This window comes from Novosphingobium hassiacum, from assembly GCF_014196055.1.
Classification (GTDB): domain Bacteria; phylum Pseudomonadota; class Alphaproteobacteria; order Sphingomonadales; family Sphingomonadaceae; genus Novosphingobium; species Novosphingobium hassiacum.
Window position 1 is genome coordinate 1 of sequence record NZ_JACICY010000010.1, and the last position, 22265, is coordinate 22265.

General features: G+C 60.6%; 17 protein-coding genes. 3 read left to right on the forward strand and 14 right to left on the reverse strand.

Translation table 11 applies throughout. The annotated features are described in order from the left end of the window. Window positions 1-417: 417 nt before the first annotated feature. A complete protein-coding gene (locus GGQ88_RS16760; RefSeq protein ID WP_246386202.1) occupies window positions 418-1173 on the forward strand; it encodes an SDR family NAD(P)-dependent oxidoreductase in 756 nt (251 codons plus the stop codon). A 46-nt stretch (window positions 1174-1219) separates the two neighbouring features. Here the strand turns inward: GGQ88_RS16760 and GGQ88_RS16765 are convergent, their stop codons facing one another. From GGQ88_RS16765 to GGQ88_RS16810, 10 genes are all read right to left on the reverse strand, one after another. Next, window positions 1220-1759, reverse strand: coding sequence for a MaoC family dehydratase (locus GGQ88_RS16765; protein WP_183614605.1), 540 nt, complete (start codon window positions 1757-1759; stop codon window positions 1220-1222). A gap of 22 nt (window positions 1760-1781) precedes the next feature. Beyond that, window positions 1782-4187: a TonB-dependent receptor gene (locus GGQ88_RS16770; protein WP_183614606.1), complete on the reverse strand. Its 2406-nt coding sequence runs from the start codon at window positions 4185-4187 to the stop codon at window positions 1782-1784. A 160-nt stretch (window positions 4188-4347) separates the two neighbouring features. After that, a complete protein-coding gene (locus GGQ88_RS16775; RefSeq protein ID WP_183614607.1) occupies window positions 4348-4806 on the reverse strand; it encodes a VOC family protein in 459 nt (152 codons plus the stop codon). A 2-nt stretch (window positions 4807-4808) separates the two neighbouring features. After that, entirely contained in the window at window positions 4809-6665 is a 1857-nt protein-coding gene (locus GGQ88_RS16780; RefSeq protein ID WP_183614608.1) for an outer membrane protein assembly factor BamB family protein, read from the reverse strand. 38 nt (window positions 6666-6703) lie between these two features. Continuing rightward, a complete protein-coding gene (locus GGQ88_RS16785) occupies window positions 6704-7561 on the reverse strand; it encodes a helix-turn-helix transcriptional regulator (protein WP_183614609.1) in 858 nt (285 codons plus the stop codon). A gap of 143 nt (window positions 7562-7704) precedes the next feature. Beyond that, window positions 7705-9285: a GMC family oxidoreductase gene (locus GGQ88_RS16790; RefSeq protein ID WP_183614610.1), complete on the reverse strand. Its 1581-nt coding sequence runs from the start codon at window positions 9283-9285 to the stop codon at window positions 7705-7707. A gap of 17 nt (window positions 9286-9302) precedes the next feature. Next, window positions 9303-10565: a cytochrome P450 gene (locus tag GGQ88_RS16795; RefSeq protein WP_183614611.1), complete on the reverse strand. Its 1263-nt coding sequence runs from the start codon at window positions 10563-10565 to the stop codon at window positions 9303-9305. Window positions 10566-10592: 27 nt separating this feature from the next. After that, window positions 10593-10802, reverse strand: coding sequence for a ferredoxin (locus GGQ88_RS16800; RefSeq protein WP_221214737.1), 210 nt, complete (start codon window positions 10800-10802; stop codon window positions 10593-10595). Next, window positions 10784-11947 carry a phosphotransferase gene (locus GGQ88_RS16805; RefSeq protein ID WP_183614612.1) on the reverse strand — a complete coding sequence of 388 codons (1164 nt, stop codon included), beginning with the start codon at window positions 11945-11947 and terminating at the stop codon, window positions 10784-10786. Before GGQ88_RS16805 ends, GGQ88_RS16800 begins: the two co-directional genes overlap by 19 nt. Before the next feature lie 32 nt (window positions 11948-11979). After that, complete coding sequence (locus GGQ88_RS16810; protein ID WP_183614613.1) at window positions 11980-13440, reverse strand: aldehyde dehydrogenase; 1461 nt, start codon at window positions 13438-13440, stop codon at window positions 11980-11982. 413 nt (window positions 13441-13853) lie between these two features. Here GGQ88_RS16810 and GGQ88_RS16815 point away from each other — a divergent pair, with 413 nt between their 5' ends. Together GGQ88_RS16815 and GGQ88_RS16820 are read left to right on the forward strand one after the other, a co-directional pair. Continuing rightward, the gene (locus GGQ88_RS16815) at window positions 13854-16310 is read left to right on the forward strand and encodes a TonB-dependent receptor (protein WP_183614614.1); all 2457 of its coding nucleotides are present in this window, start codon (window positions 13854-13856) and stop codon (window positions 16308-16310) included. Window positions 16311-16431: 121 nt separating this feature from the next. After that, entirely contained in the window at window positions 16432-18444 is a 2013-nt protein-coding gene (locus tag GGQ88_RS16820; RefSeq protein ID WP_246386214.1) for a PQQ-dependent dehydrogenase, methanol/ethanol family, read from the forward strand. Window positions 18445-18454: 10 nt separating this feature from the next. Here GGQ88_RS16820 and GGQ88_RS16825 read toward each other — a convergent pair whose 3' ends face one another. Genes GGQ88_RS16825 through GGQ88_RS16840 form a run of 4 tightly spaced genes read right to left on the reverse strand, consistent with a single transcriptional unit; the run spans window position 18455 to window position 22226 of the window. Beyond that, complete coding sequence (locus GGQ88_RS16825) at window positions 18455-18988, reverse strand: nuclear transport factor 2 family protein (RefSeq protein WP_183614616.1); 534 nt, start codon at window positions 18986-18988, stop codon at window positions 18455-18457. Between the two features lie 28 nt (window positions 18989-19016). Then, window positions 19017-20099: an FAS1-like dehydratase domain-containing protein gene (locus GGQ88_RS16830; RefSeq protein WP_183614617.1), complete on the reverse strand. Its 1083-nt coding sequence runs from the start codon at window positions 20097-20099 to the stop codon at window positions 19017-19019. 1 nt (window position 20100) lies between these two features. After that, window positions 20101-21075 carry an acyl-CoA dehydrogenase family protein gene (locus GGQ88_RS16835; protein ID WP_183614618.1) on the reverse strand — a complete coding sequence of 325 codons (975 nt, stop codon included), beginning with the start codon at window positions 21073-21075 and terminating at the stop codon, window positions 20101-20103. Further along, window positions 21072-22226, reverse strand: coding sequence for an acyl-CoA dehydrogenase family protein (locus GGQ88_RS16840; protein WP_183614619.1), 1155 nt, complete (start codon window positions 22224-22226; stop codon window positions 21072-21074). Before GGQ88_RS16840 ends, GGQ88_RS16835 begins: the two co-directional genes overlap by 4 nt. Window positions 22227-22265: the final 39 nt, after the last annotated feature.

Here is a 22265-nt window from a genome sequence, read left to right on the forward strand (position 1 = left end):
GGCAATGAACTTTTTGACCGTTTCCGGCGTGGCCGAAACTCGGCTCTCCCCTGTCGCACGTTCCCGAAGGACGGCGATCTTCATTGCCTCGGCCATTTCCAAAAGTCCCCCGTTCAGCCGGTCATGATGCGTGCATCGCCTGCAGGACGGGCTCCTGATGGGCAATGACCGTGGTTCCATTTCAACTTGTCTGGCGCGGTGAAGCAGACACGGCAGCGCTATTTATCGAACGCTTGGCGTGTCAGGCCGGGCCATCTCAGGCGCAGGCTAATCCATTTGCGCCGAGAAGCTCTCAAAATGTCTCGTGATCGGCCCGAACCTGTGGGATCACGATGGGATAAATCGGGTGCGGGTCCAGTGCCGACACCTGATCCGGGTTGTTGAAGACAATATACGAAGAGGAGCAAGACCTTGGGCATGCTGCAGAACAAGACGTGCATTATTACCGGCGGTTCGGGGAGCATTGGGCTGGCGACCGCAAAACTGTTTACTGACGAGGGGGCGAACGTCGTCCTCGTCGATCTAGCACCCGATGCTCTCGCGCAGGCTGCAGCCACGCTGCCAGGTGACCAGGTGATCACCGGCGTTGGCGATGTGGGTGACGTTGACAGCACGAAGGCATTTGTGGACGCAGCTGTCAGCCGTTGGGGCAAGATCGATGTCCTGTTCTGCAACGCCGGCAATGCGGGCGAAATTGGCGGAATTGAAACCTATCCCGACGATGCTCTGGACAAGGTGTTCCGCGTGCATGTGCGCGGAGCCTTCCTGAGCTGCAAGTATGCGATCCCGCACATGGACAAGGGCGGTTCGATCATCATCAACTCCAGCGTGGCCGGACTTGGCGGCAGCCCGGGCGTCTATGCCTATTGCACCGCCAAGCACGCTCAGATTGGTCTGATGCGCTCGCTCGCCAAGGAACTGGCGGGCAAAGGCATCCGGGTAAATTCGTTGCACCCCGGCCCGATCGACAACGCGTTCCAGACCCATATCGAGGATTCATTCAGCCCGTTGATTGGCGGCGCAGATGCTACTGCGCTAATGAACTCGATGATTCCTATGGGTCGCCATGGCCAGCCAGGAGAAATTGCCAAAGCCGCATTGTTCCTGGCGAGCGACATGAGCAGCTTCACCACCGGCAGCATGCTGGTTGCCGATGGCGGCTTTACTGCATGACGCGTCCGGCCGGGGAGCATCAGTTCCCCGGCCTGCCACGCCCCGATCAGGCCGCTTGCGGCTTTCGGGCCATGAATAACGTGCTGCGATACGTCAGCACGGCTTGGTCATTCTGATTGGATGCCGTCGTGAGATAGCTCAGCAGCCCACGATCCTGGCTTGAACGGATCGGGCGCGCTTCAACAATCTCCACCTCGATATGGAGCACATCGCCGGGAAAGACCGGTTGGTGCAGCCGCATTTCGTCCATGCCGGCGCCTGCAAGCGGCTTTATCCCAACTTCGTCAAATCCGCGCATCTGCAACAGGTGTGACATCGAGAGCGTGTGCATCCCGCTAGCGCACAGTTTGCCCAGAAGTGGATTGGCCGCCGCAGCTTCATCATCAAGGTGGAATGGCTGGGGATCATAGGCCGTTGCAAAGGCGATCACTTCTTCCCGCGTAACCGGGTAATCGCCGAACCGAAAGCGTTGTCCGACCGAAAGATCCTCCAACCAAAGCATCTTGGGAGTCGCTTGATTATTCATGCACGATGTTCTCCTTGCCGCGTCGAAAAAAGGCCGCCCCCCGATGCGGGGAGCGGCCATCTTTTTCAGGTTGTCGTCCCGATCAGTACTTGAAGCCGACGCGAACCATGATCTCGCGTCCGCGGCTTACCGATGCAGTCTGATCGGCAAGCTTGGTCGGGTTGGCCGACGAAGCCGGATTTTCCGAGGTACGCACCCAATAGTACTTGTCGGTGAGGTTGCGCCCGATCAGCGACAGTTCCCAGCGATCGTCTGCCTGTGCAATGCGCACCGAGGCATCGAGCAGCGTGTACTGCGGCGAACGCGAACGCGGCTGCGAAATCGCATTCGTGATATAGCTGTCGCTATATGTCACGCCACCGGCGAACTCGATTTTGGTCGAGGCCGTAAGCGGGGTTTCATAGACGAAGCCAGCATTCGCAGCCCATTCCGGCGTGCGCACCAGTTCGGTTCCGCTAAGGTTCTGCAACAGACCGACAAGGTTGCCATTGTTGGGGTTTGCCTGGCTGGCACACTGCCCGATGCCCGTGCCCGGATTGAGCGTGGCCTGACCAACATAGCACGAAGCATAGTATTGGTCATAGCGACCCTTAGTGTAGGCCACGTTGCCGTAGAGCGACAGACCATCGGTAGGACGGACCGTCAGCGCGAATTCCACGCCCTTCGACGAGACCCGGCCAGCATTTCGCAGTTCCTGGACTGTCCCCTGCGTCGTCACCTGCACCTGAAGGTCGGTGATCTTATAGGAGAAGAACGCCACTTCAGCGGTGACCATGCCGTCAAGCAGGCGGCTCTTGATGCCGCCTTCGAAGCCCTTAACCTTCTGAGGACGATAGCTGAAATCGCCAGCGGCATTGAACGATCCGCCGTTGAAGCCGCCCGAAAGGAAGCCCCACTTGTAGTTGCCGTAAATCGTCAGATCGCTGGTCGGACGATAGCTGAGCGAAAACTCGGGCGAGAAGTTGTTGAAGCTGCGGCGATTGTTACCGTTCGAAAGGAACGTCTGCGTGCCAACAAGCTCCGCACCGCGGTTTACGACCGAGACGAGCTCTTTGTTTTCATGCGAATAGCGGCCACCTGCCGAAAGTTCGATTTCGGGGATCGGCTTGATCATGGCCTGCCCGAAGAACGAATAGGCGCTGCCATCCTGGTTGAGATAGTAGTTGGACGCAACAAACGGGCTGGGGCGAGCTGGTCCGAAAACGGAAGGCTGGCCTGCAATCGCACCAAAAGCGGCAAGCGACGCACTGATCGCCTTGCTGTCCTGATACTGACCGCCGATCAGGAAGTTGATCGGACCGGAGAAGCTGCTGGCAAGACGGACTTCTTCGCTCACTTCCCGGATGTCGAGGAAGTTGACAGAGCCAAGGATAGCGCTCGGGCGGTTGGTGGCGGTGAAGTTCGCGCGGTTGAAGAAGGTCAGCTTATAGAAGCCAGTGACCGAGGTCAGTTGCAGTTCCGGTGAGAGATCGTAATTCAGCTCAAGTCCGGACAGCCACTGCTTCGAATTGGAGTAGAGCGAGCCGTCGCCGAACTTCGCATACGGAAGCGACGGGTTGCCCGCGGGATTGGCAGCGGTCGACAGCGGTCCAGCCAGAGTCGCAATCTTGGCCATGTCAGTACCAAGATTGGCGAGCACGACACGGTCGTCGGCCTTGCAGTCAGCCGGTCCGCCAGCAAATGCAACGCCGTACGGGCAATCGACGGTCTGGATGTTACCGCTGCTGCCGTTGTCCTTGACGTTGTTATACGACAGCTTGAAGCGCGCCTTGAACGGGCCGCCATTGTCGAACTTTAACGTTCCGCGGAACGCATATTCATCGCGATTGGGCGTGCGCGAATCGCTGGCAAGTGGATCGCTTGCAGGAACGATGTTCTTGACCCATCCCTTCATGGTCGAACCGTAGAATGCAAGGCGTGCACCAAGACTGTCGGTCAGCGGAGCCGAGACATACCCTTCGCCACGAAATTCGCGCGCGTTGAATTCGTAGCCGGCCAGTGCCCGTGCCTCAAGGCGATCCGTCGGGTCGGCTGTACGGGTCGAGATGATGCCACCGGGGCTGTTCTTGCCGAAGAATAGAGCCTGCGGGCCCTTCAGCACTTCGACGCTGGCAAGGTCGAAATCACCCATGCGGCGGATCGAGGAGCGGGCGACCTGCACGCCATCGATGTTGAACGAAACGGCCTGATCACCCAGCGGGTTCGAATCTGCTGCGGAAATGCCACGAAGGGCGATCGATCCACCCTGCACGGTGCCGCCGCCTTCACCGACCACCAGGCCGGGAATCCTGCGCGCGAGCGCGTCGGTGCCGTTGATAGCGCTGCGCTGCAGGTCGGCACCGCTTACTGCGGTGATGGCCACCGGAACGGAAATGAGAGTTTCGTTGCGTCGACGAGCCGTGACAATGATGCCGGCGATATCGTCGGTATTTTCGGCCTCAGCCTGTGGCTGCACCTGAGCTTCCTGCGCTGCAGCCATCTGCGGCATGGCGAAACCCGCGCATGTTGCCAACAAGGTTGCACGCAGTATCTGCCGGTTCAATCTCATATCTTTCCCTCCCTTGGGCATCTTCATCGGAATATCGCCGACTTACGCCGGTCGCTGTTTATATAGAGCACATTGGCGATGCCGCGTTTCCCCTGACCGCTTACATTCTTGCCTGTTCATGATCCTCGTGACCGTAGATGATGAACTCGAGGAGAGATCCATCCGGATCGCGGAAGTAGTAGCTGGTGCCCGGCCCTCGTGCCCCGGTTCGCTGCTCAGGCCCGACCGTGATGACCACGCCGCAAGTGCACAGATGATGCAGCAATTCGGCTTCGGATCCATCCCACGCAAAGCATAGATCGCTGTTGCCAGGTTGGACCGGCCGACGCGCCACCAGTTCCGGTGGAGCCAATTCGGGCAGGCCGGGTCCATGAACATTGATCATCTGCGCACCCACACGGTACTGCCGAAACAGGGGAAGCGGCTTTTCGATCGTCGCTCCGAACACCGCCTCATAAAAGGCATCGGTGCGATCAAGATCGGTGGAGGCAATGACGCAGTGATCCAGGCTGACTTTGCCATCAAGCACCACCGAGTGGGGTTGCGCCGAAGCATCCATGATTACTTTCCGTCGATGCTGTAAACGAGCAGGGCGTTGCCGGGTAGCTTGAAGGCAAACCCATACCCTGAATTCGTGATGAGGTTGCCTTGGTATACGGCAGCCCCCGGTCCGCTCATCGATCCACCATGCGCCACAGTGCCGTTTGGCGTGGTATAATCCTGAATGGTGTCGGTCTGCCAGATGACCTTGCCGGTCTCTCGGTCATAAGCGCGCAACCAGCCATCTATGTGCCCTGCAATGACAGCTCCTGGAATGGCAGTACTTGCCGCAGAGATGCCGGATTCGCACGGCATGCGTCCGTTGCACGCGTCAAAGAAAGGGGCACTCCACACCAGCTTTCCCGTGTTTGCATCGACCATGTGCATGCCGGGAAAACCACGGTCATCGTAAGTGCCGCCGAGTGGTGTTGTGCGGGAATCGTAAATCGGTACAAAAATGCGTGATCCTTCGGCGGACATGCCGAAGTGAATGCCGCCCTGCAGGCTGCCGCGACCAACCTTTGTCTGCCAGAGCATAGCCCCTCCTGCGTCAGGATCGAGCGCGCTCAGCACGCCGGACTTCGATCCACCCAGCAATATCTGTTTGCCGTTATCAAGATCGACCAGCATCGGCGACGTAGCGATGTCCTGATCGAGCCCGCGTTGGCTCGGGCAGTTGGGGTGGTCGTTGTACATGCAACTGTTGTTCCACGCATCGTTGGCGTAGATCTGGTGGGACCAGCGCCGTACCCCGGTTCTCAGGTCAACGGCGATTATCGCGTCGGAATTTCCATCCGCTGGAGATGTGTAGTTCTCGCCCGTGCCGAAGTAGAGCAGGCCGCGCTTTGCATCGACCGTGGGCGAGCCCCAGACCGGCGCTCCCGAAGGCGCCAGGATTTCGGTACCGATGCGAGTCTGTCCGACGATCTGCGGTTCTCGCTGCACCGAGCGCGCCTGCCAGCGCATTTCACCTGTCGCCAAGTCAAGCGCCACGACAGACCCGCGGAACGTGCAACAGGGATACCTCGGGTCCTCGGCCGATCCCGTTTCCAAGGACGAGACAGGCACGTAAACCATATCTTCCGTCAGCGCGAAGCTGCCGGTGAGCGTCGCGGCACGGTGCGCTTCGGGGCGAACGCGCCAGAGCTGCTTTCCGGTAATAGCATCGACAGCATAGGCATTGCCCAGAACGTCCCCGAAAAATGCCCTTGGGTTGTGCTTGGGTCGCGAACCGGCAGTCCAAGATTCGACAACGATCGTGTTACGCACCTCTGCCGCAGCGGCAAACGACCAGCGGACGCATCCCGTGGCAAGATCAAGAGCGAAGACTTGCCCGTCATGACTGCCGACAAAGATTGCGCCCATGGCGACTACGGGCTGCGAACGGGCCTGCGTTGCATCGGGGTAGGCGAAGGCCCATTTCAGCTTCAGGCGCTGAAGGTCTGCGGCCACCAGCCTTCCGACGCTTGCCGGAACGAACCGACGGTTGTCGTAGCCCCAACCGACCGGCGGCGGCGGACTGGTGAGGTCGAAACGCGCATGCCTGGCATCGCAAGCCTTGGGCGGCGGTGGCGCTTTGTAGTCGGCCAGGCTTTTTTGGGTCAGATATTCGACGACTTGTTGCCGTTCGGGCGACGTGAGGCCGGCTGCCATGTCCTTCATCACACCATGCTCCAAAATCTTGAGCAGGGTGGCAGGAGACATCGCGCGCAGGGTATAGACTGGCGGAGCCTTGGGGCTGCCGCCATCGTGGCAACCGGCGCATGTATTCTGGAAAAGCGCCTCACCGGGCCAGGCCTTGCTTGCGCTTTCCTGCGAGTGAGCAAAGGTCGCGGCGAACAGGAGGGCCGCGATTGCCGCGGTTGTGTGGGCTAACATGCGAAACACTTTTAACATTTCCCTTGACGAAAGACGGGTCAGCAATCGCCTGCACAGGAGGGCGCGCGACTGAGGCGAAATTCGGTTGGAGTTTGGCCCGTGGATTGCTTGAACCAGTAACAAAAGCCGCTGGCGTGCGTGAAACCGAGCTTGTGTGCGAGCACCTTCAGCGGATGATGAGTTTCGACGAGTTGCCGACACGCCGTGCTGACGCGCGCGTCTTCGATTTCCTGGCGCAGCTGGTGCCCGGTGGCGCGCTTGAACAGCTCGCGCAGGCGCGATTGACGCATGTCGAACTTGTCAGCGATGTATCCCAGCGTCAGATGCCTGAACTCGGTCGTCTGGATCATGTGCCTGATACGCGCGACTTCTTCGGGCGACAGGCCACTCACTGAAAACTCTGCACGCGTCGATCGCGCGATCAGGCACCGGGCCGTGTCGATGGCTAGGATGCGCACCAGCGAACGGAGCATCGGCACGCTATCATCCCGCAAGCTCACGAGTTCATCAGAAATGCGATCAAGCGTGGCTGCAACCATGGGTTCGTCAAAAATCGGCTGGGGGAAGGCGTTGCGGAAGTCGAAGTCGATCGAATCCGGGAGCTGCGCGTTCAGCCAGGCAACGTCGAAAGCGAACTTGCGGACCGGAAAATCGCATTCGACGCCAAGCGTTTCGACAGGCGTGGAGAACCCCGCCGGCGTCAACACGATCCGTCCCAGACGCTGCTCTGTACCGACCGGCTGCGACAAACGCGCGCGAACGGGTCGCCGAGTACCCGCCTGCTGGATCGTGAAATATTCCTCACGCTGGGCGAACTGGATACCAGCGTCCCAGGCATGACTTTCTTGGGACAGCACCAACCCCTCGAAGTTGAGCTGCCATTGCATCGTTCGCATCGTTCCTCTCCCCAGAACAGCGACGTTTTCGCGGCGAGGCTATCAGACGCTGCCGATGCTGAAAGAGATTAGACACGCGGAAATAGTCTCACGCTGCAGAAGGTGTTTGTCTTGTAGGAACGATAGGGCAGAACCCCCGCGGCTCAACCGTTGCCGGCGCGAAAGATCTCTGCGGCCCGCCATCCCACAGCCATGACCGGCCCGTTGATGTTACACGAGGGCATTGTCGGGAAGACCGAGGCATCGGCCACGCGCAGGCCGAACACCCCACGCACCTGCAGACGCGCGTCGACCACGCTGTCCGACGATGAGCCCATCCGGCACGTACCGCAGGAATGAAATGTCGAACTGCCCGATTCCTTGTAGTACCGAATGATATCCTCGTCCGACACGATCTCGGTTACCGGCGCCCGCTCTCTTGAAATCAGGCGGGCAATATCGGGCTGTCGCATCCATTTAACGGTAAAACGATAGGACGAAATCGTGACTTCACGATCGTATGGATCGGACAGGTAGTTCGGGCGGATCCGCGGCAAGGTCGCCGGGTCTTTCGTGGCGATCCGGACGCTGCCACGGCTCCGTGAGCGCGCAGGGAAACTGAAGACGTGGAAACTTGGCCATGTTTCGGTCTGGAGGCCGGTTTCGAGCATCTGCATGACGTAGGGTGCGAAGATGATCTCGGCATCGGGACGATCAAGACCGGGGCGACTGCGAAAAAAACCGGCGGCCGGATAGGGCGGTGCTGCCATCGGTCCACTACGGGTCAGGGCATAGCGCAAGGTGTTGCCCAGCAGGCGCGCTCCGCGATACGCGTTGTTCTCCCCGAGCGGCTGCGCCAGATCGTAGTGCAGCATTAGCGCGCGATGTTCGAGCAGATGTTGACCCACTCCCGCGTTATCGGCAACGACACCAATCCCGTGACGCCCCAGCAACCCCGGATCGCCGACACCTGAGCGCTGGAGGATTGCAGGCGTATTCAAGGCGCCAGCACAAAGAACGACCTCGCCTTCGGTGGTGAAACGCACTGTATCCTGCCCGATCCTGCCTTCCACCCCGCAGGCGCGCGTACCATTGAAGATGACCCGATCAGCATCGAAGCCGGTCACGATCCGCAGGTTGGAGCGCCGTGCCGCACGGTCAAGGAAGGCGCGGCCCGTGCTGATGCGGATGCCTCGCCGGATTGTCTGGGCAGCATAGCCCACGCCTTCCTGCGCCGGATTGTTGAGATCGTTCACGCGCGTCACGCCCATTCGAACACCGGCGGCGATAAACGCTTCTGCCAGAGGATCGCCTGGCCGCGGCGTGGACAGTTCGAGAAATCCCTCATCGGCAGCTACGCCGTTCTCGCCTTCCATTTCCTTGAAGACACGGGCCATCTCGGCACTACCCCATCCGGCTGCGCCAGCCTTCTCCCAGTCTTCATAGTCCGCCATCTGACCGCGGAAATACATCATGCCGTTGATGGCGCTGGAACCACCAAGCACTCGGCCCCGCACCCACGGCTCTGCGGCAATCCCATCGCTTTCCTCGGTCTGGTATTGCCAGGTATGGCTGGGGCGGCCGAGAATCTTGCCCAAGCCCTTGGGCATGGCAATAAAGGGGTGGCGGTGACTGGGTCCGGATTCCAGCAGCAGGACTTTTGTCCTGCCGTCTGCAGACAAGCGTTCGGCCAGCACTGCTCCGGCAGAGCCAGCGCCGACGATGATGTAATCAGGATCGTTCATGAAATGCGCCGCCGTCGTCAGATTTCGAGTGAGCAGGCAACGCGGGAACCAGGCGCAAAGTGGATCGGCATGGACTCCCAGCCATTGATCGTGCCGACCGACCGATAACGCTGGGACGCAGCACGATCGACTTCCCATTCCGGAATGCGGGCGAACATCTGCGCGATCATTTCCTCGAACATCATTCGCGCAAAGGAAGACCCGATGCAGCGATGGATTCCGGAACCGAACGCGAGGTGCCGGTTGGAGCTGCGATCGAACTGCACTTCGTCGGGTTTTTCGAAAATCTCGGGATCACGATTGGCGGCGGCCCACGCCAGCATCACCCGGTCGCCCTGCTCAAGATCCTGTCCGTTTATCGCGGTGTCTTGGGTGACATTGCGGGCGAGGCAGTGAATCGGCGTGAAGAATCGCAGAAATTCCTCGCGCGCGAAGGGAATGAGCGACGGGTCCGCCATCAGCCGGGCTTTTGCCTCTGGATGATCTGCCAGATAGGCCAGTGCGTGCGTGGTCAGCGCCGTGGTCGTATCGACCCCGCCGATGATGATGTTGTTGGCAAGCGAAAGCACTTCATCGAGACTCAGCTTGCGCCCGTCCACCTGTTGATGCGCGAAGAACGACAACAGGTTGTCCTCTTCAGGCTGGTCCTTGTAGCGCACGAACTCCTCGGCGCAGCGCCGGAAGATCCATTCCACACCTGCGACGACGGAGGCGTACTCGGGCGCTTCCTTCGGTGTAAACACCATGGCGTGCAGCGGATCGGCGAACTCCCGCCATTCGGAAAGCGGCAACCCCATCATCTTCATGGTGACCATCGCCGGGACCGGACCGGTGAAGTCGTTGACGAGATCCATCTCGCCCGTCTCAATCACGCGATTCAGCAGGGCCGTGGCATAGAGCCGCGCATCGTCGCGGAAAGCTTCGACAGCCTTGGGCGCGAAGCGGCGGTTGATGAACCCGCGTAGGGCATTCCATTCAGGCGGGTCCGATTCCACCGGCAATCCCCGGGGAATTGGGGTGAACGGGATGGTAATGCCGCCGCTGCCCGTGCCAGTTTGCGGATCGAAGGACTTGTGGCTGGAGAAGCTGCCCGTATCGCGCGCCATGTCAACCACTGCGGCATAGGATGTGGCGACCCAGAAGCCGCCATGGTGTTCGGTCCAGCCTACGGGGCACTTTTCGCGCATGTCGCGGAACTCGGCCACCCAGTTGTCGGCATGTTCGGGCGATTCATGATCGAAGGCGATCGGGTTGGCTTTGCTGCCAAACTGCGTGTTCATCCTGTAATTCCTTTGTAGCCGCAGGGGTCACCCGATCACGACGATGGCCTGTTCGGGACAGGCATCGAACGCGCGGCGCACTGCGTCTTCCTGATCGGTCGGAACGTCTTCAAACCGCGGTTCCGCGCAGCCGTCCTCGTCGCTCAAGACAAAGGCCTGCGGGGCATAGAGCACGCACATGCCCTGCCCCACGCAGCGGCGGCGATCGACGCCGACTTTCACTTCCCAGCCAGACACGCATCGAGCGACGCATGATCGTCGATCGCCGTCAGGAGTCGGTTCAGGAACTCGCGCGTCGTGCGCAGCGGCTGCATATCGGGCATACCCTCTGCCGGACAAAGCGTGATCGTCCAGAAGGCAAGAGCCGACATCAATTGCTGACGCAGTGCGGCCCATACCTGATCGATCGGTTCGCGCGGCACACCGCGCTCTGCCATCAGATCAAGGTAGAGCTCGACAAGGTCTTTTTCCCAAGCCCGGCGGTTGTCGATCGTGAGAGCCGTGGTCATCGTATAGATCAGATCGCGCGACCAGTGGCCAACGGTCGTTATCTGCCAGTCGCTGAGCCCCATTGCGCCGTCATTCGCGATGTACCAATTCTTGAGATGGACATCGCAATGGATCAGCGTCTGCGGCAAATTGTCGTGTTGTGCCACCGAGGCCATGGTGGCCGGCCAGATTTCGCTTCTGCGCGCAAACAGTCGCGCCGGCATGATATCCTCGCACTGTCCGAATGCGCGGTCGCAACACGCTTCGAAATCGGGCGATGCAGCCATCATCCGCGCCCACCACTGCGGCCAGGTGATGAACGGCAATGTGGGTGAGCTGAGTTCCGGGCTTTGGTAGAAACGCGAATGAAGGTTGGCGAGCGTGCGGATCTGCTGCTCTGCAAGCTCCCGGGTCATCTCTGTCCTGTCGTCACAGAAAGTCGCCGCGCCGCGCAAGTCACGCAGCATGATCAATGAGGCGAAGTTTTCGGGATCGAAACTGGCGTAGAGACCTTCGGGTGCTTCGATTTCCATGCGGCCACGGACGAGGTTATAAAAATCCGCCTCAATCTGTGCCGCGCGCGACAGGCCCAGCACGAGCCGATTGTTCAGTGTCTCGGCAGCCTTGCAAAATACCGTAACGGGCAGACCTGCGTCACGCCCGGGGCTGTTGTATTCCAGCATGATGCGGCGGCGATTGGACGATCCGTCATCGCGTTCGTCAAAGCTGTGCGCAATCACCGCCGCACCGCGATGGTCGCGGCACAGGACATCGGTAAGCCATGCATCGGTAATGGCGGCGTAGCTGTGCGGTACTTCGTCGCGGCGCGTAACCGGCATGTCCAGCGCTTCGCTTGCAAACAGTCCGGCAACCCTCTCGATTTCTATGTTCATCTTATTTCCCGGTGCTGGATAGAGATTTGGTTTCAGGCAAGGTGCGCGGGTGCCGAGCGGAGCACCACCGATTTGGTTTCGAGGAACGGCATAAGGCCCTCCACCCCTCCCTCGCGGCCGATGCCCGACTGCTTGAAGCCGCCAAAAGCGATGTTGAAGAAATCTAGAGCATCGCCGTTTTGGCCGACGGTGCCGGTGCGCATCCCGCGGGCTACTCTGTAAGCGCGGTCGGCATCGGATGTGAAAACGCTGCCGGAAAGGCCGAACTCGGTATCGTTGGCGATATCGACCATGGCTGCTTCACTGTCGGCCGGGATAATGCTCAGGACCGGCCCGAAGATCTCCTCGCGCGCAATCGTCATATTGCTGGTGACATCACTGAAAAGGGTCGGTGCGACGAAAAAGCCATTGTCGATGTGGGCTGGCCGACCACCGCCGCAAACGAGAGTGGCACCCTCGTTCCTGCCAGCGGCGATGTACTGTTCAACGCGGTCGCGCTGGCGGCTCATGGCAAGCGGCCCCATCTGCGTCCCCTGCTCCAGCGGATCGCCCACCACGACTTGGCCGAGCCGGGCAGCGATTGCATCGGCAAGATCCCGCTGCCGGTCGCGAGAGATGATCACGCGCGTCAGCGATGCGCAAACCTGCCCGGTCATCAGCGTGGTGTTGCCCGCCATGACATCGGCAACAAGATCGAGATCGGCATCATCGAGCACGACGGCGGCGGATTTTCCGCCGAGTTCGAGTGTGCACCGGGCGATCCTCTCGCCGCAAATCGAGGCGATGCGCTTTCCGGCAGCGCTCGAGCCTGTAAACGTGACCTTATCCACCGCCGGGTTGCGAACCAGAGTCTCGGATGCGGCGCGATCGGCCGTGAGCACATTGAGCACGCCGGGAGGCAATCCTGCGGCATGGGCCGCAGCTGCCACCGCGTATGCAGCGCTCGGCGCTTCGGGCGAGGCCTTGAGGATCACCGTGCAACCGGCCATCAGCGCCGGGGCGACTTTGTAGGCGATCAGCAATGGAGGCGCGTTCCAGGGAATGATCGCCGCAACAACACCGACCGGCTCACGCACGAGCAGGCCGAAGTTGCCCGATTGCAGGGGCATGACCTTCTCGAATTCGAAACTGTCGGCAAGGGATGCGTAGAAATGATAAGCGCTGGCCGCCCAAGCCGATACGCCTTCGGCCGCAGGCAAGATGATTCCCATCTCATTCGACCAGTCCCTGGCAATGGCGGGCGTCTGTGCCATCAGGATGTCGCCGATGGCCCTGACGTAGCCCGCGCGCTCGGCCGGACTGGTGCTCGCCCACCCACCGCGATCAAAAGCCCTGCGCGCCGCCGTGACTGCGCTTGCAACATCTGCCTCAAGCGCTTCGGCAACTTCGGCGAAGAGAACTTCGGTGGATGGCGTGATGACACGGAACATCGCATCGGATGACGGTGCCACCCATTTCCCATCGATGTAGAGCTTATCGGAATTCTCGATCATTGCATCATCCCTTGCCGGCGGATCATGCCCCGGCTTATCGATTAGTATTCTAGCCCTTGGACCATGAGCCTTGGCGGATGGTGCTGCTTTACGCGCCACGGCTCGCTGCTCCAGACCTAGCCGGGCAGTGGCAAATGCACAGGCCGAAGAGTTTCGACATTGGCCCCTTCTGTTACGAAGTTCGCGTCACCCTATTGCCCAATGCGAGGAAGTGCTGCCCTAACAGCCAAGGACGTTCGATCTCGATTTGAGGGATCAGCGACAAGTGTGATGCGGAATGCCCGGCAAGATGCGGAAACTCGCTTGTAACGCGAGTGCAGCGTTTTCTGTCGCGCAAGTCCTCACCGGTCGTGCCGTCTTGTGGTTTTTGACAAGGCCGGGTCAACGATACTCGGTCATATGGGAGGGTATAAATGATCAGCAGGCAATTTGCCGCACAACTCATGTGCGGTGCAGCTTTCGTGTGCGGCTCGACAAGCGCACAGGCCGAGGCTCCCGCTGTGGAAGAACAGACGGCTGCAGCACCGGCGGACGGCGGGATTGTCGTTACCGCTCGTCGGCGCGAGGAAACGCTGATTTCCGCACCGGTGGTAGTCAGCGCAGTCAACGCCAAGGCAATCGAGGCGCGCGGCATCGTCAATCTTGACGGAATCGCGCGGATCGTCCCACAGCTGATAATCGGTCCGCAGGCAGGCTCAGTTCAGGGCGGCAATATTTCGATCCGCGGCATTGCCGGTCCGGATTCCAACCCGTTTGGCGATCAGGCCGTTTCCTTCGACATTGATGGCATACAGGTCGCCAAGGCCACCGTTCGCCGCATGACCGATTTCGACATGGCACAGGTCGAAGTCTACAAGGGGCCACAGGCGCTGTTTTTCGGCAAGAACAGCATGGCCGGCATCGTCAATATGCGCTCTGCCGACCCCGGCGATCACTTCGAGATGGGCATGAAGCTTGCGTACGAACCCAACGCACGCGAAATGCGCGCCGAGGGCTTTGTCTCGGCACCATTGACCGAAAGTCTGGGCATCCGTCTTGCGGGTCAGTATTCGACCATGGAGGGTTGGCTGGTGGACCAGACCCCACGCAATTCGGTCTACTTCGATCAGGCGCGCAATCCCGATACGTCGAGCTATGGCCTGCGCGGCACGCTCACCTATGACGGCGGCGATAGCTTCGATGCGCGTTTCAAGGTCAACTATGCCAAGGTCAAGGGCAATGGGCCCGCTGCGCTCAACGGCTTCGTCAGTTGTCCGTTCGGCGCCCGTCAATTCTCGTTCCTTCCTGCCGGTGCCGACAATGCGCAGTGCGGAGCCAGCAAGTACAATGTCAACGCCGGCTATGGCCCTAACCTCACCAAGCTGGGTGGCACGCTGAACCATTTCCGCGCCGATGGTCGCAATTTCCTCGACCAGCGGCAGATTCTGACCAGCCTGGTGCTGAATTTCCATCCCAGCGACACGCTGACGATCAGCACGGCTACTGGCTATTACGACGTCGATCTTGACCAGTGCCAAAACTACGAAAACAGCTACGCAGTGATCCTGCCGAGCTGCAACCAGCTGAGGAACAAGGAGTTCTCGCAGGAAATCAACATCAATACCGATTTTGACGGGCCGTTGAACTTCACTGGCGGTTTCTATTTCGGTGACACCAAAGCCACGACAGGTTCACTGACTTTCCTGTTCGCCAGCGGTTTCGACCTGTTGTTTCCGGGCTACGGCGGCGCCAATTCCCCCGCACAGGTCAACGATTACAGCTTGACCCAGGAAGGACGGGCCTATTCGGGATTCATCAGCGGCAGCTTCAAGCCGGTCGAACAGCTCGAAATCAGCGGCGGCGTGCGCTATTCGTACGAAAAGAAGCGCCTGACCGACGTTCGCACCGGCGGCGGCATTTCAGAGGTGTTCAATCCTGCCATATTCAAGCTTGTCCTGGATGACAGCACAAGGCTGCGGACGACAGCACAAGGTGGCACGCTAACCAAGGACAGTGACAACTGGGACGACTTCTCGCCTGAAGCGACAATCACGTATCGGCCCAGCACGGCGCTGACCGTGTTCGCGTCGTACAAGCACGGCTTCCTGTCGGGCGGCTTCAACTCCAGCTCGGTCAATTTCTCGACTGCCAATCTGGATCTGAGCTATCGTCCGCAGACGATCGAGGGCTTCGAAGGCGGCGTGAAAGCGATGCTTCTGGATGGCGCGCTGCTGTTCAATTCCGCAGTCTATTCCTATCGGGTCAAGGATCTGCAGGTCGTCAACTTTACGAACGCGACCAGCACGATCCGCAACGCTGCTGCTTCGAAGATCGATGGCGTCGAAGCCGATTTCACTTACCGCACACCACTCGACGGACTCACGATCAATGGTGCGGCGGCGTACAACAAGGCTCGCTATTCCAGCTTCCCGGCTGCACCATGCTATAATGGGCAAACACCTGCACAGGGCTGCAACGCTGCCGGAACGCAGAATCTGGCGGGCGCCCCCGTGGCACGTTCGCCCGAATTGAACCTGCAAGCGGGCATGGTCTATGAGCGCGAACTGGGCGCCTCCTACAAGCTCGGCCTCAACGCCAATCTGATGCACTCGTCCAGCTACCTGACCGATGCAACGGCTGCCCCCAACGGTCGCCAGCCAGCATACACGATGATCGATGCGGGGCTTCGCTTCGGTGCGCGCGACGACAGGTGGACGCTGTCGGTTATCGGCCGAAACCTGACCGACAAGCACGTCTTCTATGCCAGCACCGACGTACCCTTCACCGGCAGCGGCACCGGAACGGCAACAGGCGTTTTGGGCGATCGTTTCGCCTCGATAGGGCGTGGTCGCGAAGTGCTGGTTCAGATGGCCTACCGCTTCGGCCAATAAGCAACGAAAGGCGGCGGGCAGCGTCTCGCCGCCTTTCCCTGCGAGCCATTATCATCAAAGGTCCATCGTGAGAGAAACGATCGCAGCCGCAAATGTTATTGCAACGTTGGCCCTTGCTGTGATGCAACCGGCATGGGCAGCAGGTTCCGCAAGTACCCAAACGGAAGTGCCGGTTGGCGATTGGCCGGGCTATGGCAGAACGCTCGACGAATTGCATTTCAGCCCGTTGGCACTGATCGATGTCAACTCCGTTGCGCGACTCGGGCTTGCCTGGAGTATGGACCTGCCTGTCGGTAATCCGGTGAGCGCGCCCATCGCGGTGGATGGCATCCTTTATACCTCGACAGGCTATTCCGTCGTCCGCGCGATCGACGCGACCAATGGCCGGTTACTGTGGACGTTCGATCCCGCAGCCGCAGAAGCGGCTGGCGAGAAACTGCGCATGAACTGGGGGAGCCGCGGGGTCGCCTGGTGGAATGGCAAGATATACGTCGCGACCGCTGACGGCCGCCTCATCGCGCTCAATGCAAAAACGGGCAGACCCGTGTGGAGCGTCCTGACTGTTGGCAAGGATGATGGTCGCACCGTCACGGGCGCCCCGCGCATCTATGATGGCAAAGTCGTTATTGGCCATGGCGGCGCCGACACCTCGCCCATTCGCGGCTATGTCACCGCTTACGACGCCAATGACGGACGGCAGCTCTGGCGGTTTCATACAGTTCCGGGCAACCCAGCCGATGGCTTTGAATCCGATGCAATGGAGATGGCGAGCAAGACTTGGCGTGGTGAATGGTGGAAGCATGGCGGCGGCGGCACCGCGTGGAACAGTTTTGCTTACGATCCTGATCTGAAGACGATCTACATTGGCACAGGCAACGGTTCGCCATGGAATCACCGTATCCGCAGCGAGGGCAAGGGTGACAATTTGTTCCTGTGTTCGGTGGTCGCACTCGACGCCGAAACCGGCAAATACAAGTGGCACTACCAGTTCAATCCCGGCGAGACCTGGGACTACAACGCCGCAATGGATATCCATCTGGCCACGCTCAGCATTGCCGGAAAGCCCCGAAAGGTTCTGATCGAGGCGCCCAAGAACGGCTTCGTCTACGTGATCGATCGGGTGACAGGGGCCTTCATTTCGGCCGATCCCATCGCTCGCGTGACTTGGGCGAGCGGGATCGACCCTGTCAGCGGCAGGCCCATCGAAAACCCCGAAGCCCGCTATGATAATGGCAGCAGCTTCGAACTTTGGCCCAGTCCGCATGGCGCGCACACATGGCTGCCATCGGCCTACGATCCCGCAGCAGGGCTGGTCTACATCCCGGTGATGGACGCCAGCTATAGTTTCTCCGACAAGGGCATCGATTCCCGGCGCTGGCGCCATCCCGCGCACATCGAATGGGCCGCCGGAGTGAACGTGGCGCGCGCAGGCGGCGCTGGCAGCTACCTGCTGGCATGGGACCCGGTGAAACGTCGGGAAGCATGGAAGGTGCCGACCCCGGCCTTATGGAACGGTGGCGTTCTGGCAACGGGCGGCAGTCTCGTCTTCCAAGGACAATCAGCCGGAAAATTCGTCGCCTATGCCGCCGCAACCGGAAAGCCGCTCTGGTCGTTCGATGCGCATGTGCCGGTGCTTGCACCACCGATCACCTTCACCGCCAAAGGCCGCCAATATGTGACCGTCCTTGCAGGCACCGGTGGCACTGCCGGAATATCAGCCGACGATCTGGCCATGCCGGTCGACTACCGCACGCAGCCCCGCCGCATTCTTACCTTTGCCTTGGGCGGAAGGGCCAGAATCACCCCGCCTGCAAGGCCTGCACCTGTCGTCGTCGATGCGGCATTCCTGCGCGATATGCCCGCCATGCAGCGCGGTGGTGCCTTGTTCGGCAAGCGCTGCTTCTCGTGCCACGGGCTGCCCGGCAAATCAGGAGGCACTGCCCCGGATCTGGCGCGTTCTGAGGTCCCGCCAGATCGCGATGTTTTCGAAGCGGTTGTTAGAGACGGTGGACTGGCTGGCAACGGAATGCCCCGCTTTGCCGAACTGAGCGATGCCGAACTGGCCGATATCCGCCAGTTCATTCGCGCCATGACCGACCAAGCGGCGGCACGACCGGGCGCAACCATGCCCTGAGGGTCGTTCCTCAACCTTTGCTGAGATCGCGCGGTGCACGATCCGCCCGCAGCGGGCGGACGTAGGAAGGATCGCTACGGTCCCAGGTGCCCGCAACGAACATCGACGGGTCCAGCGCAGGCCCCCCCGGTGCCGCTTCGACGTTCCATTCGACCATGCAGATGCGGTCAGCCACCGCCCAACGTCCGTCGCGCTTTTCCATGCGATCGAGATAGCGCCCGCCCACGAAATCGCAGGCTCCATCAGGCCGCTTGAGCACCGCCATGAAATAGCTTTCACAATGCGCCGCCTCCCCATCGAGGTCGATCACCTGATTTGTAACGAAATGCTGATGGCAGACCCAGTTCTGCCCATGCACCCTGTTGGCGTATTCGACAAAGCCATCGGGAGAACCAATGAAAGCCCCGTGATCGTCCACCGCGTCAGCATGATAGGCCGAAAGCAGGAGGGCATCGTCGTGCCGGTCGATGCCGCGGGTATAGCGCAACGAAACGTCGCGGATGGCCTCCCGGTCGAGCAGGTTCTGCAGTGCTGCCGGGTCCATCACGTGCTCCTTTGATCTTGTGAACAGATCAGCCCTGTTGCTGACGATAGCAGAACAAGTTGAGCGTTGTCGTGCGCACCAGTTCGTCGTGCTGGTTGAACAGGAGATTTTCGCCGGAGGTGAAGTATCCCTCGCCCAGCCGGGTTTTGCGCAGCTGGCTGCATGTCGCGAGGCGCTGCTCGGTCCTCAACGTATCGCCCACCCGCAATGGTCGGTAGAAGTTGTAGACGGCGTTGGTCACGACCGTTTCCGGGCAGTCAGGCGGCGGGAATGGCACGCCGCCGCGGATCAGCTCCTGCCGCAATGCCGACATCAGTTCCATGCCGTGTAACCCCTGAACGATCGGTTCGGGTACGGCCGCGCCTGGCTTGAGGTGCCCCAGCCCAACGACCAGCCCGCTGCCCGCACCGAAGAACAGCCCGATCGGCGGCGACACCAAGCCGCCAACCGGCGAGGCGGCTGCAAAGTCCTTGTCCCAATACAGCGGATTCCAGTCCTCCAGCGCCTCGCACCATAGGTGAATGTCGCTAGCGAGGAGCGGATCACGCGGTTCCCAGTTGCCTTCGCGAACCTGACCAAGATAGCCCTTCGCGAAGTCGGGCATGTCATCGTTGGGGGTGACGATCTCGTCCGGGTCACGTTTACGCACGATGGGCGGCATGGTGCCATCGCGCGAAGGCAGAGCGATCGTGACCTTCGCGCTGGCGACGCTGGGCGCTTCCTGATTGGCAATGTTCAGATCGACATCGACCAGCGCGCTGCCATCGGTGTGGCGGCGCTTGCTCGAAACCGCACCGCTGACGACCAGAATGTCGCCCCGCAGGCACTGGCCGGTCATCCGGAATTCGATCCGGCGGATCATCGCCAGCGGGCCGGCCCAATCGGTCACAGCGCGGCAGAACAGGCCACCGATATGCGGCGTTGCGGCAAAGGCATCTTTGATACCGACCGCGCGGGCATAGTCCGGGTCATGGTGAACGTAGTCGTAAAGGCCCGTCGCGCGCACAAAGGCAACGAGCCGCAGCATGCTCAATTCGTAATCAAAGCCTGGCAGTGCCTGCGCATCGGCAACATCCTCCCAAAAGAGCGAAGGGTAATTGTGACCGCTCATGTCAATCGGCTTTCGTGGCTAGCTGAAGGCGCAGGAAATCTGCCGTCGTTTCGGCGCGCGATGCAATGCGTGCGAGGCCAAGGCGGGCACCCCAGTAAACCTCCGACCCGAAAGCCAGCTGCCACTGCTTGATCCGCCGCGTATAGAGCTGCAGGTCGAACTCCGCCGTCACTCCGATCGCGCCATGGATTGCATGTGCGATGTTGCAAACCACGGTCGCAGCTTCGTTGGCGCGACATTTGGCAGCCGCAACCCTTACCGGATCGAACGAAGCGCCGACAAAGGCACCGCGCGCGGCAACCTGGGCTGAAAGGACTTGTTCGGCCAGTACGGCGAGTTGCTGCTGGATCGCCTGGAACTTGCCCAGCGAACGTCCGAACTGCTGGCGCTCGCTGGCATGGCGCAGCGACATTTCGAGTACGCGCGCCATGGCGCCGGCCATCAGCGCCGAGGAAACTGCCGCCGCGCAGACTAGCACGGTATCGGGTTCCGCCGCGAACGTGGCGATAAGCTCACCTTGTTCGATCGAAGTGGCTGCGCCGGTATTGAAGAGGTCGTCGCCCTGCGCCGTGATGGCAACCAGGGCGGAACCGCCATCGCCACCGACCAGCGCGTGATCTGCATGCCGTGCGCCGGGCAAGAGATTGGACGATGCAGCCATCACGATTGCGCCTGGGCCGGGAATGCCGACCCCATGACGGGCCAGCAGCCCGCGTGCCACCATCGTTTCGGCAAAAGGCAGTGGCATGGCAAATTCACCGGCCGCACAGATCAGGGGAAATGCCTGCGCAAGATCGAGGCCTGCTCCGCCCGCATCTTCGGGAAGCATCGCATCGACAAAACCGGATTCGTTGAGCTCTGCCCAAAGCGCAGTGGCTGACTTGCCCTCTTCGACTGCGCGTATTGCGGCAGGCGTGATCATCGCGCCAAGCTGGCGGCGGAAGGCCTCGGCCAGGAAATTGTCTTCGTCGTTCATCGCAGGCCAAGCCCCCTTGCGATCATGCCCCGGAGGATTTCGCGCGTCCCGCCCCGCAGGGAGAACACGTGGTTGAGTTGCATGAGATATGCCAGCGTCCGGAGCAATTCCGGATCGGCGGCCACATCCGGATGCGCGGCGACGGCCTCGGCAATCTCGGCCGGGATCTGTTGTTCGATTTCAGTCCCCATGTCCTTGAACAGGGCGGCCTCGGTGATCGGTGAATGGCCTTGCGTCAAAAGAGCAGTCATCGCGACCGACATTTCACGCAGTGGCGCCAGTCGGGCAACGAGCCGCCCCAGCCGGGCAGCTTGCGCGGTGTCAGGGTTATCGCCCAGCAACCGCGCCCACAGGTCCAGAAGCACAAGGCTGGAATAAATGCGTTCGGGGCCGCTGCGTTCGAACGCCAGTTCGGCGTTGACCTGCTTCCAGCCGTTACCCTCGGTCCCGACGATAGCATCTTCAGGAAGGAAGACGTCTTCGAAGAACACTTCGTTGAAATCGGTATCACCGGTGCCGATCATGATCGGCCTGACGGTTATGCCAGGCAGCGAGAGGTCGATCAAGAACTGCGAAAGCCCGTTCTGGCGGTCTTCCGATGTGCCCGACGTGCGAACCAACGCGATCATGTAGTGCGACTTGTGCGCGTAAGTTGTCCAGATCTTCTGACCGTTGAGCTTCCAGCCGCCTTCGACCTTCTCGGCGCGCGTCCGCACACTGGCAAGGTCCGATCCGGAATTGGGCTCGCTCATCCCGATGCAGAAGAACAGCTCGCCGTTGCAGATGCGCGGCAAGATCGTGCGACGCTGTTCCTCGGTGCCATAGTGCAGCAGCAAGGGCGCGCTCTGCCTGTCGCCGATCCAGTGCGCGGCAACCGGAGCGCCTGCAGCGAGCAGCTCTTCCACCAAGACAAAACGGGCAAAGGCATCAAGACCCGCTCCGCCGTATTCCTTGGGAATGGTAACGCCAATCCAACCGCGCGCGGCCATGGCGCGGCTGAAGTCGGCATTGAACCCGGCCCATGTCCGAGCGCGTATGTGGGTCGGAACCCCTGCGAGTTGCTCGGCGATGAAGGCCTTTACCTCTTGCCGCAATGCCTCGGCATGGGGTGGCAAAGTGGCGGGCGGGAAGTTTTCCAATGTCAGCGACACGCGCTTCTCTCGATCTGTAGGAGAAAGATTCTCATGAGT